The sequence below is a fragment of the Allobosea sp. P1_A7 genome (genome assembly GCF_056406775.1).
In genome coordinates this window covers 1-12,771 of the sequence record NZ_JBFTZN010000026.1, presented here as the reverse complement: position 1 = coordinate 12,771, position 12,771 = coordinate 1, and the positions used below count along the sequence as shown (strand labels likewise).

At 65.3% G+C, this 12,771-nt stretch carries 10 protein-coding genes and 2 pseudogenes; 3 read left to right on the top strand and 9 right to left on the bottom strand.

Translation table 11 applies throughout. The features are described 5' to 3' along the window. Positions 1-194: 194 nt before the first annotated feature. Entirely contained in the window at positions 195-758 is a 564-nt protein-coding gene (locus AC1D34_RS06745) for a hypothetical protein (protein ID WP_441490773.1), read from the bottom strand. Positions 759-867: 109 nt separating this feature from the next. After that, complete coding sequence (locus tag AC1D34_RS06740; RefSeq protein ID WP_476823815.1) at positions 868-2,667, bottom strand: ABC transporter ATP-binding protein/permease; 1,800 nt, start codon at positions 2,665-2,667, stop codon at positions 868-870. A 254-nt stretch (positions 2,668-2,921) separates the two neighbouring features. Between AC1D34_RS06740 and AC1D34_RS06735 the strand changes: the two genes are divergently transcribed. From AC1D34_RS06735 to AC1D34_RS06725, 3 genes are read left to right on the top strand one after another with little or no spacing between them, the layout of a single operon-like run. After that, positions 2,922-3,212, top strand: a complete 291-nt coding sequence (locus AC1D34_RS06735; protein WP_441490771.1) for a hypothetical protein — start codon at positions 2,922-2,924, stop codon at positions 3,210-3,212. Next, the gene (locus AC1D34_RS06730) at positions 3,202-3,519 is read left to right on the top strand and encodes a hypothetical protein (RefSeq protein WP_441490770.1); all 318 of its coding nucleotides are present in this window, start codon (positions 3,202-3,204) and stop codon (positions 3,517-3,519) included. Before AC1D34_RS06735 ends, AC1D34_RS06730 begins: the two co-directional genes overlap by 11 nt. Positions 3,520-3,522: 3 nt before the next feature. After that, positions 3,523-4,101 carry a nitroreductase family protein gene (locus tag AC1D34_RS06725; RefSeq protein WP_476823838.1) on the top strand — a complete coding sequence of 193 codons (579 nt, stop codon included), beginning with the start codon at positions 3,523-3,525 and terminating at the stop codon, positions 4,099-4,101. A gap of 21 nt (positions 4,102-4,122) precedes the next feature. Here the strand turns inward: AC1D34_RS06725 and AC1D34_RS06720 are convergent. The 7 genes and pseudogenes from AC1D34_RS06720 to AC1D34_RS06690 form a co-directional block, all read right to left on the bottom strand. After that, positions 4,123-4,838, bottom strand: a pseudogene (locus AC1D34_RS06720) (GSCFA domain-containing protein). A gap of 364 nt (positions 4,839-5,202) precedes the next feature. After that, positions 5,203-6,612, bottom strand: coding sequence for a polysaccharide pyruvyl transferase family protein (locus tag AC1D34_RS06715; protein ID WP_476823814.1), 1,410 nt, complete (start codon positions 6,610-6,612; stop codon positions 5,203-5,205). Beyond that, a complete protein-coding gene (locus tag AC1D34_RS06710) occupies positions 6,609-7,787 on the bottom strand; it encodes a glycoside hydrolase family protein (protein WP_441506377.1) in 1,179 nt (392 codons plus the stop codon). Before AC1D34_RS06710 ends, AC1D34_RS06715 begins: the two co-directional genes overlap by 4 nt. Next, entirely contained in the window at positions 7,787-8,992 is a 1,206-nt protein-coding gene (locus AC1D34_RS06705; protein WP_476823813.1) for a polysaccharide pyruvyl transferase family protein, read from the bottom strand. The genes AC1D34_RS06710 and AC1D34_RS06705 overlap by 1 nt, the downstream gene beginning before the upstream one ends. A gap of 41 nt (positions 8,993-9,033) precedes the next feature. Then, positions 9,034-10,338: a glycosyltransferase family 4 protein gene (locus AC1D34_RS06700; protein WP_476823812.1), complete on the bottom strand. Its 1,305-nt coding sequence runs from the start codon at positions 10,336-10,338 to the stop codon at positions 9,034-9,036. A 2-nt stretch (positions 10,339-10,340) separates the two neighbouring features. Continuing rightward, positions 10,341-12,524, bottom strand: coding sequence for a glycosyltransferase family 2 protein (locus AC1D34_RS06695; protein WP_476823811.1), 2,184 nt, complete (start codon positions 12,522-12,524; stop codon positions 10,341-10,343). 4 nt (positions 12,525-12,528) lie between these two features. Then, positions 12,529-12,771 (bottom strand): annotated as a pseudogene (locus AC1D34_RS06690) (hypothetical protein); the annotation flags it as partial.

Below are 12,771 nucleotides of genomic sequence, written 5' to 3'. Positions count from 1 at the left end.
CCACGAAGGGCAGACCGGAAGAGAACCGTTGAGCGATCGTCTTTGGGTCAGCCCTGCAAGACAGCTTGCAGGGCCTGAACGGGGCCACGCTGACGATGGTGACGAAAGAACGTAATCACGCAGCCCCCCTTTCTCGAGTGAACGATGGCAACAGCCCTAGCGCCGTTCCAAATCGTTCGCAACTGCGGCTTGCCTCAGGCAGTCTTGCGGAAAACGCGCAGCGTCTTGAACAGGCCGACCTCCTCGACCGGGCGCGACTTCGCCCAATCCGCAATGATCGGCTCGGCCGAGGCATAGGCGAAGGAGCCGGTATAGAACAGGATATAGCCGCCGGCGTCAGTCTGGTCGGTGAAGAGCTGCATCACCTCGAGATCGGTAAGCGCGCCATAGGCATCGTTCTTCTCGCTGCGGAACTCGCAGGAATGGAACAGGGTGACGATATCGAAGCGCGGCAGCAGCTTTGCGTTGCTGGTATAGATGTCGCCGAAATAGGCGGAATAGGTCTTGGTGATCGAGGGGTTCTCAGTCGCCAGCTTGACGAAGGCATCATATTCCTTGGGCGAGGCGGTGATGCCCAGCACCGTGCAGTCGAGCTCCGGCTCGGCGCAGCGGATGCCGATATAGTGATGCCCGCCGGTCCCGAAATGATAGATGCGCTTGCCGGTTAGGCTCTGCTCCTCGAGCCATTCGACGAAATGCACGTCACAAGGGCACTGCTCGACCCGCAGGCCCCAATAGACGTCCCAGATGTTCAGCATGCGATCAGCTCCGTTACAGGCAGGTCCGTCAGACCTGCGGCATGAGGCAAGGCGGGCTTGGTCGGGCCCGAGGCACAGGGTTTCGCGGCAAGGCGGACCGAAACGACCGTCATGTCAGGCCCCGCTCCACCACACTGGCCCTCAGGGCGGGCGTGCCATCCGGATTGGCCATCCGCGCCACGCCGCCGGCCCGCTTCATCACGAGATGGTGGCTGGCGGCCTCCGCAAAGCCAGGGCTCTGGCCCATCAGCAGGATGATGGCGCCGGGCCGCACGGCTCGCAGCTCGGCGATGAGCTCGAGCGCAGTGTCGGTTTCGAGGGCGCTGGTGGATTCGTCGAGCAGGAGCACGTCAGGCGCTTCGAGTTCGGCGCGGGCGAGCGCCAGGCGCTGCCTGTCGCCCGTCGCCAGGAGCTTGTCCCAGTCGCGATGCTCGTCGAGGCTCGCGGCGAGCGCAGAGAGCCCGTAACGGCGCAAGGCATCGGCAAGCGCATCGCCCGGACGGGTCAACGCGGTATCGAGAATCGTGCGCAGGCTGCCTTCGCTCAGGTGCAGGCTGTGCGGCACGACGGTCACCCGCGCTCCCTCCGGCAGGGAAATCTCGCCTCTGCCCCAAGGCCAGAGACCGGCGAGCGCCTGGATCAGCGCCGATTTGCCGAGCCCGAGTTCGCCCGAAAGATGCAAGGTCGCGCCGGCCGGCAGGGAGAAGCTGAGATCGGCGGCCAGGTTGCGGCCATCGCGATCGGTCAAGGTGACATCCGCGAGACACAGCAGAGTGTCAGGGCTTTGCTTCACGGTCAGATGATCATCCGGCCGGCTCTGTTCGACACGGTCGAGCGCGTCGGCCAGTTCGTTGACGCGCCGCGCGGCGGCCAGCCACTCGGCGATGCGCATGAAATTGTCGAGCACCCAGTTGAAGGCGTTCTGCACGGCGACAAAGGCGGCAGCGACTTGAACGACCCCGCCGAGCGACATCTCGCCGGAGAGATATTTCGGCGCGGCCAGCAGCAACGGAACGACCGGAACGAGCGCGCCGCTGCCATTGGTGATCCAGGTCAGCCTGCCGCGCTGGCGGATCATGGCGAGCCAGCGCTGCGCCAGGCTGTCATAGGTGCGCGCAACGGCGCGACGCTCGCCTGCCTCGGCGCGAGCGAGCGCGATCGGCTCGCCATGATCGCGAATGCGCATCAGGGCGAAGCGCAACTTGGCTTCGCCCTCGTTTCGAGCCGCAACGAGGCGCGGCAGCCGGCGGCCGACAATGGTGATCAGAAGCGAAACCAGCACCGCATAGAGGATCGCCGCCAATACGAGATAGGCCGGAATGGTGATCGCCCCGGAGCCGGCCGGAATCGTCAGCGCGCCCCCGATCTCCCAGAGGATCTCGATGAACATCACGATGGTGATGAAAGCCGACAGCAGACCTATGGCAAAATCCACCAGCGGTTCGGTTGCCCAGCGCACATCGTCGGCGATGCGATATTCGGGATTGGCCGGCTCGTCATTCGACAGGCTCAGACGGAAGAAGCGTCGCTCTCCAACCCAGCCGTCAGCGAGCTTTGCCGTTACCCATTGCCGCCAGTGCACCTGGAGCGTCTCGCGCGTGACCAGGATGGCGACGCCGATACCGGCGACAATGAGCGCGAGCACCGGAAAGACCGCCATGGCGGTCAGCGCGCTCTCCGTGTCCTTTTTCTCCAGCGCATCGAAGAACCAGCCGTTCCAGCGATTGACGGTGACATTGACGAAGACGCTGAAGATGATCGATGCCGCCAGCGACAGCGTCCAGAACCAGGCCTTGCCACGGGTCGCTCCACGCCAGAAACCGCCGGTCAAGCCGGCAAAGCGCCAGGCGACCTGCCGATCGGAGGGCAGGCTTTCGGCAATGCCAGGCGCTTCGACTGACTTCAGCAAGAACGATGATCCCCCCGGATCGGAACAACACACGTCCGCGCCCGGGTTTTCCCGGTTGCCGCACACGCCTGCCAGCATGGCGCCTATCCTGCGCTCGATGAACCAAGGCTGAATGATTCTGACCTTGCGGCACCAATGCCACCCCGCAGTTTCGAACTGTTCTATTTATTCAATGAAAACAATAAATTGCACTACAACCCCCTCGCGCGTACTGGATTTCGCCATGTAAGAATCGGTCACGGCGAGGCATCGAGATGGGCGAGATTTCTGCAGGGGACGTGGTTGCGGCAATCGGCAGGAGCGACGAACTCATCATCCAGGAAACGCTGCGGACCAAGGCGACCACCCTCGAACTGCGTCGGGCGCTCGCCTTCGCAAAGGGCCCCGCCAATGCAAGCCCGGCCGCCTATCAGGCGTTGCCGGCGCGGATGCAGCGTCTCGTCGACCTGCTGACTGCTGCGCTCGAGGCATCGGCGCAGCCGCTCGGTCCCGCCCAAGGTGAGAAACCCAACCATCGGCGAGAGGACGCGCACCGTGCCGCTTGAACTGATCCATGACGAGAACACCGAGGCCGCCCGCGCCGCGCTGCGGCAGGTGGTTATGACGGCATTCTGCAACGCCTTGCACGATTCCCAGCTCGCCCCGATGACCGTGATGCGGCTCGCCGCCGAGGCAATCGGCTCGATCTATCGCGAGGTCTCCGATGCCCATCGCCATGAGGACGCTTGTCCATGCGGCTGGCGGCCGAGCCCGGAGCAGGATATCGACGCCCTGCAGGTGGCCCTAGCGCGTCTGGCAAGACCGGCGCCGATCGCCGATCTGAGGCTGGTCGAGGTTGCCGGCCGGGCTTAAATCATCGGTGATCTGAGTCTTCGGGTTTGCATCGGCTTTCCCGAAGGCCGCAATCCACTTTTCGGACCGACTGCAGCGCTGGCCCGCATCCTGACGATCGCCGCCCGCGTGCCCGATCATGGCGTGCTCGAACCCTGGCGCTTCATCGTGCTTGCGGGAGAAGCGCGCAAACGGGCAAGCGAGCGCGTCTCGCGCCTCTATGCCACCGAGAACGCGGCGATGGATGCCGAGAAGCGTGAGAAATTCACCGGGATCATCGGCCGCTCGTTGACCTATGCGCCCCTGATCGTCCTGGTCGTCAGCAAGAGCGACCCCGAGGCGCGTGTCCCGGTCTGGGAGCAGGATCTCTCCGCCGGGGCGGTCTGCATGAACCTGCTCACCGCAGCCCACGCGCTTGGCTTCGGCGCGAACTGGCTCACCGGCTGGGCCGCCTACAGCCCCGGCGTGCACGCCCTGTTCGGGCTTTCGAGCGGCGAGAAGCTCGCGGGCCTCGTCCATATCGGCACGATGAAGGWAGCGCCGACCGAGCGCCGGCGCCCCGATATCGAGGCGATCACCACCGTGTGGACGGGGACGGACTGATCCGGCGCCGAGGGGCCTGGGTCAGACCAGGGCCGGGCTGCCAGCTGCGCCGATCGTCTGACCGAGATAGCTGCGCTCGAAAGTCTCCATCACCGTCGCCACCATCTTGCGGGCGACATGGAGCTGGTCCTCCTCGAAAGCGATGGCACGCGGCGAGTTCAGGACGATCTCGTAGCTCGGGAAGTAATCGACGAAATCGAAGCGCCGGTAGAGCTCCTCGGCGACGGCGCGCAGCACCGATTTCGAGGCGCTGTTGGCCACGATGACGTCGGCATCCTTGAACGTCGCGCCTAGCGGCACGGGCGAAACGGTAACGATGAAACGCATCTCCGGATGGGATGGATATTCATGGCGAGCCCGGTTTCGGAGTCGAGCCAGGTCTCGGTCAGCCCCAGCGTAAAGAAGCAGATCCGCGCGTCCCTGATTCGCGAGGTCGCGGCCGTCAGGCGCTTGCGGTTGGCAAGCGCGGTCTGCTGGTCGAGCAATCTCAGGCCGCTGGCGTGCGGATCGAACCACTGGTCGGGGGCGAGCTCGATCAGCCCTTCATGCGGATAGGATTCGTCGAGCAGGACGCGCTTGAGCTCATGCGTCATGGACCGCACCGAGTACTTGTTGAGCGCGCCGCGACTCAGACTTCCGCGCGCCGCACCACCGCCGCGGCCCGTCGCCTCGTTCCAGCTCTCGAAATGCTCAGCCGGAACGCCGTGGCCTTCGAGCAGGAGCGACAGCCCACGCATCATCAGGATGTTCTCGACCTCGCGCGCGAAGCAGGAGCCCATCGTAAAAATCGGCCAGGCCGGATCGATCTGGAACTTCGGCTTATGCTCGACCGAGAGATAGTTGCCGGTCGTCAGTCGCTCCTTGGCCATGCGCTCGGGCTTGCCCGAGATCCAGCCGCGCACCGGATTGCCGCGCATGATCGTGAGCGCGGTGCCCGCGTCGTATTCGATCTTCATGGTCTGCTCCTGCCGCTCCTGGCCGTCGACACCATGCCGCCGGCCTCTTTCAGGGTGTTCGGTTCAGGCGCCCCCACAGCTTACGCGCTGCGGGGAAGCTCGCCCTCCCCCTTCAACAATCAGGGTTCAGGACAACGGGTCAGCCTCACATCCGGTGGGGAACGCCGTTCCTGTCGAGGAAGTCACGCATGCGGTCGTAGGAGGCGGCATAGCTCTTCGCGAGCGTGTTGAGCTGCGCTTCCTGATAGACGGCTCGCCACCCGCCTTCGGCGAGGGCGGACTCCGGCACGACAGGGATCTTCAGGGTCTCGGCCAGTTCCTGGCTGCGCGTGTCATAGGCGACGAGAACGCCCGGCACGCCCTGCGCCACCGCCGGCAGCACGCCGTGGACGCGGTAGCCGACCGCAAGATCGAGCCCCTGCGCAAACGCGTCATAGCGCTCGACATCGAAGAAGGTGAAAAGCTGTTTCTCGTAGATCCGGCGCATCGCCGCATCATCGGCGCCGCTCCACCAGCCGGTGTGAACGAACTCGGCCACCGCCTTCTCCATCGCCTTCTCGTCGCGCAGGAAGAAGGCTTTCTCCTCCTGCTCGCCATGCGAGGACATCACCATCTCGCTCTGGCGATCGACCTTGAGAAGCGCGGCCTTCTGGTTGCGCAGATAGGCCTCCGGGTCGGCGGTATAGCTCTTGTCCGCCTCGCGCCTGAGGCTGAAGGCGACCTTGCGGATCTCGCGCTGGTCCGGAACCCGGATGGCGAGATCGCGCTTGCGGGTCCGAAAGATCGAGGGGCAACCGACCACCTCGACATTGCGAATGCCGTTATGGCGCAGCGTCTCGGCGCTGAAGGCGCCGCGCACGCCAATGGCGGCGCAGCGGTCGGAAACGATCTGCCAGAACCGCTTCGAGGCGTCCGGCAGTTCAATGGCGCGGTTCTGGCTCGCCTGCGCGCCGACGCCGATGGCGTAGACCGGCAGCTTGACCTTCTCCAGCACCTCGACGGCACGGAACCACTCCATTTTTTCATGGATGAAATTCGAGCCGCGGACGAAGACGTAGTCGAACTCGCTGGCATAGCGCTCGATATCGGCCTCTGTCGGATTCATGATCTTCATCGGCTCGAGATGCGCATAGCGCAGCAGCTTGAGCGTCGAGTCGAAGACGATCATGTCGCCGATGTTGAAATAGTCGGAGAGCAGCTTCTCCATCGGCGCCCGGTACCAGCGCACCTTGTCGTGCTCGTAGACCTCTCCGGCCGGGTAGATCACCAGTGCGCGCAGCCTTTTCTCGGTCGCGATCGGGGCGAGGCCCGAGCCGGGCGCGATCTTGCCGCTCTCGGCATCGAGCACCGCGATCTCGCGCGGCCGACCGTCCGCGAGCCTGGGCAGCGGGATGGTGAGCTCGGCGACGACGGCATCGCCGGTTATCACCGCGCCCGGCTGGATCGTCGCATAATCCTGGCCGTCGAGCCGCAGGCGCAGCGCCGGCCAGGCCCCATCGGGGCGCCTCGCGACGGAGACGACGATCTCGTTCGTTGTGGCACGCAGAATTTTCAAGGCTGGTCCTTCACGATGTGAATCTTGACGCGGACGAGGTCGCGCTCGGGACCGAGCTTGCAGTCCTTCACCCGCATCCGGGTCATGAACAGGAACGCCTCGTCCCCGGTCGTTTCGAAATTGCGCGAGGTGGAGTCGGGGTCGGCAACCGCGCCATAGGCGTAGCGGGTCGTGTCAGCGCAGTTCTTGCTCCACATCGTCGGATGCACGACGAGCGTCTGCAGCGGCGACCAGCGCAGCAGATCCGCGGACCAGCTATAGGCGACGCGGCCGCCCGCGATCCCCTGGCTGGGGTCGGGACCGAGATGGAGCACCGCCAGATAAAGTCCGCTCGGCTCGTGCTTCGTGACGGAGCCGACCGTGGTCGGCAGTCCCTTGAGCGGCTGGCAGGGCTTCGCCTGCGACAGGTCCTCGCGATAGGGATCGACCGCGCGCACCGTGTAGTCGGTGCCGTCAAAGGCCCGCCACGAGGCGGCATCCTTGATGTCGGTGCTGCGGAACAGGCAGACGCCACCCTTCTGGCCCTCGCCGCCGGTGGTCGCGATCAGCGCATACCAGGCGCCGTCCCGCTCGATGATGTTGGACGGGTTGAAGAAACCGCGATGGCGCCCCTGGCCGACATCCTGGCGGAACGCCGGCGCGGCGACGAGCTGGCGCGGCTCTGCGCTGAAATGGCGCCCGCCATCAGTCGAATGCGCTGCCGTTACGACATTGTACCAGCAGCTCATCCTGTCCTTGAAGCGGCAGGCATTGCCGTAGCGGTCGGCATGGTATTCCGCATGCATCAGCCCGAAGACGTCGCGACCGTCGCTGGTCCATGTCGCGGTCAGCCAGTTCTTGTCGCTGAACTCGCTCGGGTCCGGACTGCTCTTGGCCTCGAAGGAGACCGAACAGGAAATCCCGATCCGGTCGAGGCTGGGGCCGGCCATGGCGCGGTTGCGGTAATTGCTGGCGAAGGCGACCACCGCGCCGTTCTGATTGCGGAAGGCCCGCAATGGCGCGTCTGGAATATGCCATTCCTCGCAGCGCTGGCGCGACCAGGCGTAGACGGTCTCCTCCGTGGCGCCGGGAACGATCTCGACGCGATAGCCGGGAGCCTGCGCAAATGACAGGTGCGGAACGGCGAGCAGCGGCAAGGCCGCCAGCGTGGCCGCAAGGATGGTGCGTTCCACCATCAGGCCACCTTTCGTTCGGCCTCGGGAATGGCGGGGGCGACCGCCGCCCTGACCGCCGGGGCGCGCATCTTGGTGTCGACCTTGTTCTCGACCAGGAAGTCGCGCATCGCGGCGTAGACCTGGGCATAGGTCGTGTTGAAGCGGTCGAACCGCGCCTGATCCCAATGCTCCTCCAGCCTGAAATCCTGGCCGGAGAAAACGTCGAAGCTCGGGATCTGGAAGGTCTCGGCGAACTCGACCGTGCGGCTGTCATAGGTGAAGTAGATCGAGGGCGTGCCGTTGGCGAGCGCCATCAGGTTGCCGTGCAGCCGGTAACCCAGCACGAGGTCGAGGCTGCGTACGAGATTCTCGTAATCGGCAACCACGTCCGAATAGAACATCCGGCCGCGATAGAGCGCCTCCATCGCCTCATCGAGGTACCAGGAGGTGGCCCACTCGTTTCCGCGCAGCGCCGCCATCGCCTCCTCCTTCTGCTCCGGCGTTCCCAGCGCGAGTTTCTTCTCCTCGATCTCGCCCTGCGCCATCAGCGTCGCCTCGAACCGGCCCGCCAGCGACTTCACGAGGTCGCGGTGGAAGGTGAGGTAGCGCTTGATGTCCTGCGCATAGGTCGGCGAGACCTCGCGCCGCAGCGTGATGCCGACCTTCTTCACGCTGTCGAGCGCAGGCAACTTGATCGCGAGATCCGGCCTGTTGGCGCGGAACGCCGTGGGGCAACCGATGATCCGGACATTCTTGATGCCGATCTCGTTGAGAATCTCGGCCGAATAGGTGCCGCGCACGCCGAGCGAGGCGGTCGAATCCGCCATCAGCCTGAGCACGGTCTTGGTGTCCTCGCTGAGCTCCAGCTTGCCGCTGACCGGCGCCTGCGCGCCAATACCGAAGGCGATGACTGGTATCTTTAGCCGGCGCAGCACATCGGCCGTCTGGTTCCATTCCATCTCGGCATGGACATAGTTCGAACCGCGCAGGAAGACGTAGTCGTATTCCGCGTTCATCCGGTCGATCAGCGCCATGTCCGGATTGGCGATCGGCAGGACGTCGAGCTTCTCGAAATTCAGCAGCTTCAACGAGGAGTCGAAGACGAAGGCGTCGCCGATATTATGGTAGTGGTTGATGTGGCTCGCGAGATCCGCGTGCTGGTACCAGCGCACATTGTCATGGTCGTAGACCTCTCCCGATGGGATCATGACGAGGATGCGGGCCATGGTTCTGTCTCCCCTGGTTTTCGTGTCGGCTTCTTCTGGCATCAGGCGATCATCGGCGTGGCCGCGCGGCTGGCCGGAACCGGCATGCCGCGCTGCTCGATCAGGCGCTGGTAGAGCGCGATATGCTGGGCGGCGCAGTCGATATGGGTGAGCGGACGGGTGATCCCGGCGCGCAGGCGCGACCAGAGATCGGGCTCGCTCAGGGCGCGCGTCATGCAGTCGACCAGATCCTCCGAGCTGCCCGAGCGGAAATGCAGGCCGTTGACCTCGTCGACGATCTTCTCGGCCATGCCACCGATATTGCTCGAAAGGATCGKGCGGCCGTGGAAATAGGCCTCCTGGATCACGATCGGCGAGTTCTCCCACCAGACCGAGGGCATCACCACCCAGTCGACCGAGCGCATCAGGTTCGGCATCTCGTGGTTCTGGAAGGCACCGCAGAAACGCACCCGCCGGCCGGCATTCTCGACGAGTTCGGCGAACTTCTTCTTGTAGGCCTCGGGCTGGCGCTCGAGATTGCCGCCATAGACGAGCAGGATGGAATCCTCACCCCAGACGGCTTCCGGGATGCGGGTGACCGCATCGATCAGCACATCCGCCCCCTTGTAGGGCGTGAGCTGGCCGAAATAGGCGAAGCGCGAACGCCGTGCCGTCTTGTCCGGCAAGGGCCGGGGCGGTGCGACCTCGGCAACGTCGATGCCGTTCTCGATCACCGAGAAGCGATCGGCCGAGAGGCCCCAATCCTGGTAGCGCTCGGCCAGGAAGCGGCTCGGCGAGATGAAATGATCGGCGAGATTGAGCATGCCCCGGATGAAGGTCTCGCGCGCCAGGAAGCGGCCGGGCGCGATATCCGGGAAGCAGGCATTGCAATCGGTCGGCGAGGCCCGGTAGCAGAGCTTGAAAGCGCCGGTCTTCACCATCTGGCCGTGATGATGGCAGATGCTGAGATATTCGTGGAAGGTCACCACGATGAGAGCGTCAGGCAGCGTGTCCCGCACCGCGAACAGGCATTCGAGCCCGAGCCCGATGAAATGGTGGAAATGCACCACATCCGGCTTCAGGTCGCGCAGCACGCGGACGAAATCGCGCTCGATCTCCTCGGTGTTCCGGTTCGAGAGCAGGAAGTGATCGTATTCCTCGGCGTAGTAGAGTAGCTCGCCGCCGCGCTGGCGCAGGCTCATCAGTGCCGTACCGGCGTGACGCGGCGTCGGCGAGCCGACACGGGCAAGGTAATGCGCGTCGAGGCCTTCGCTTGCCTGCAGGCCCTTGTGCAGATTGTAGGAGGCGATTTCGGCGCCGCCGAGAGACAGGGTCGGGTGTCCATGGGACACGACGAGTACGCGCATCATCATCCTCGCATGTTCGAAACGGCCAGCGCCCAGCGACGGTCGAAGCTGGAGCGGTCGGCGAGCTGGGCAAGCGAGACCAGATGCGGCCGCGCCATCTCGCCATCATCGACGACGTAAACCTCGACCTCCGGCACCCAGAGCGAGGGGAAGCCGTTCATCCTGAGCTTCAGGCAGAGATCGAGGCCCTTTTCGGCCGTCGTGAAGTAGTTGCGGGCGAAACCCCCGGCTTCGATGAAGGCAGCGCGCGACATCACGCAGCATTCGGTGGCGCCGGCCGCGACTTCCATCGGACCGAGATTGCCGATCGCCTCCAGGGGATAGCCGACGAAGCGATTGAAGACACGCCGGCTCGGCCCCTCCCCTTCCATCCAGGCGCCGGCCCAGCGGATCGAGTTGTCTTCGAAAAGCAGCGTGGGGCTCGCGACGCATTGTCCGCCACGCGCCTTGAAGGCGCGCTCGAGCCGGCCAAGCCAACCGGGCATGCGGATCTGCGCGGCCCCCGAAAGTAACGCGATGGTCTGGAAGCGGCAGGCGCGCGCGCCGGCCTCCATCGCGTCGCAGGCGTCCTCGACCCCATCGACGAGCGCAAGCCGCACGGCGAGGCCGTAGAAGCGAGCAAGCCGGCGTGCCTCGGCACCGACCCGGTCAAAGCTCTCGCCGGGGACCGCGAGCACGATCGGCACCGGGCGTATCTCGGGGTCGATCGCGAGCAGGGCGAAGAGCGAGGAGAGCTCGCGCTGGCGATGGTCGAGGCCGATCACCAGCCCCAGATTCGCATCAGCCTTGAAGGCGCCGATATCGATGGTCTCGATCACGCGCGGCGGGGCGATCTCGGCGGCCTGCAAGGCGGGAGCGATCTGGCGTTCGACCACGGAGGCTGCGGTCGAGGATTTCGGATCAAGCAGCGCGAAGACGCGTTCGAGCGTGCGCCGCGGCTGGCCGCGCCCGGCCTCCAGGGGCAGGAAGGCAGGGCCTGACCCCTCGATCTCGAACTCGAGATAGAGCGGCTGGCCGGGCTCCGGCGTGAGCTTCGGTGCGAAGACGATGAAGCCGTGGCTGTTGCGGCGGCCGCCGAGCATATGGGCAAAGCGCGGATCGCCTGCAAAGGCATCTGCGACGTCCGGACGCGACACGCGTGTCCAGACGCGGTCGAGCACGCAGGACTGGCTTCCGGAGCGCAGCGTCACCGCGCTGACATGACGGTCCGGATCGAACAGCCAGCCGATGATCAGGGTGCCGGTGCCCTCCACGATGGTCGCGTCGTCGATGCCGGCCCGCACCGGCGCCTCCAGCAATGCGACCGTGTCGCGGCCGTCGAAGCGCTGCGAGGCACGCCGGAGCTTGTCCGACGTCGCCTGCGGCGCGCTGCCGCGCTGCAGCCCGTCGCGCAAATGGCCGGGAACCGTGATCGGTTCGAGCAGGACATGGCGCTCATAGACATCGAGTGCGCGCCAGCCATCCGTGGCGCGGAAGAACAACCGCTCGATCTCGCTGGGATGCCGGATCTGGCATTCTTCGAGCAGGCCGAAGAAGCCTCGCGCGCCATCGGCAAGATCGTCGCGCTCGAAGGTTCCTGCCTCCAGAACGGCGAAGGACAGCCCGCCATGGGCGATCAGCAGCTTGGTCCGGCCTGCCGAGAAATCGGAGGTCCAGCCCTGAATGAAAACGCCGTCGTCGATCGGCCCCATGACCTCGACGAAGCCGCCGGGCTTGGCGATCGACTGGAGCAGCATCGAGGCTGCACGCAGGCGGCGCGGATTGGGTTTTCCGGCGAGCAGGATCTCCAGGAGCCCGTCGACAACCATCGGGAAAGCCTGCCCGGAATCCTCGGCAAGACCGGCAAGGAAGGATTGCAGCGGCAGCGGCTTCGATGCCAGCACGAGGCGCAGCGGCCGGCCGGGGCGACCGAGCAGCAGGGCGCCGGAACCGGAGCGGTCGGTCGCGGGCGCGGGTGCGAGGCAAAGGAAGCCGATGGCTGCCGAGGATTCGGCCTGCGGCCGGCGCCAGGTCAGCGCCATGGTCTCGGCCTTGTTGCGCGGATTGCCGTCGACGGCGACAGGTACCTTGCCCGGCATCGCGTCGCAGGTGCTCATGATCAGGATGGCGTTCTCGCCGAGCGGCGTCCAGGCGACGGTCGGCGCCGGGCTGATCCGGGTCTGATCGGGGACGATCACTTCACTCATCGCATCACCGGTCCAGCAGGATCAGGGTCAGGGTCACGAACGACATCAACGCAGCGAGCCCAGAGAGCGAGCCGAGCAGGATGGTCGCCTGCCGCATCGGGCGCTGCGCCTCCTTGCGGATCGTGACCAGGCGCTCGTCGAAGCTGCGCAGCGTCGCATCGAAACGGAGCTGGAAGACATCGAGCTCGGCCAGGCGCTGGGAAATATGGTCGGCGCGCGCGGCCTCCGCGGCCTCGTCGCGCTGTAC

Bases quoted from the DNA above. Each gene is read 5' to 3' on its own strand.
- AC1D34_RS06745 (WP_441490773.1), bottom strand. From the start codon at position 758: ATGCTGAACATCTGGGACGTCTATTGGGGCCTGCGGGTCGAGCAGTGC.
- AC1D34_RS06735 (WP_441490771.1), top strand. From the start codon at position 2,922: ATGGGCGAGATTTCTGCAGGGGACGTGGTTGCGGCAATCGGCAGGAGC.
- AC1D34_RS06705 (WP_476823813.1), bottom strand. From the start codon at position 8,992: ATGGCCCGCATCCTCGTCATGATCCCATCGGGAGAGGTCTACGACCAT.
- AC1D34_RS06710 (WP_441506377.1), bottom strand. From the start codon at position 7,787: ATGGTGGAACGCACCATCCTTGCGGCCACGCTGGCGGCCTTGCCGCTG.
- AC1D34_RS06695 (WP_476823811.1), bottom strand. From the start codon at position 12,524: ATGAGTGAAGTGATCGTCCCCGATCAGACCCGGATCAGCCCGGCGCCG.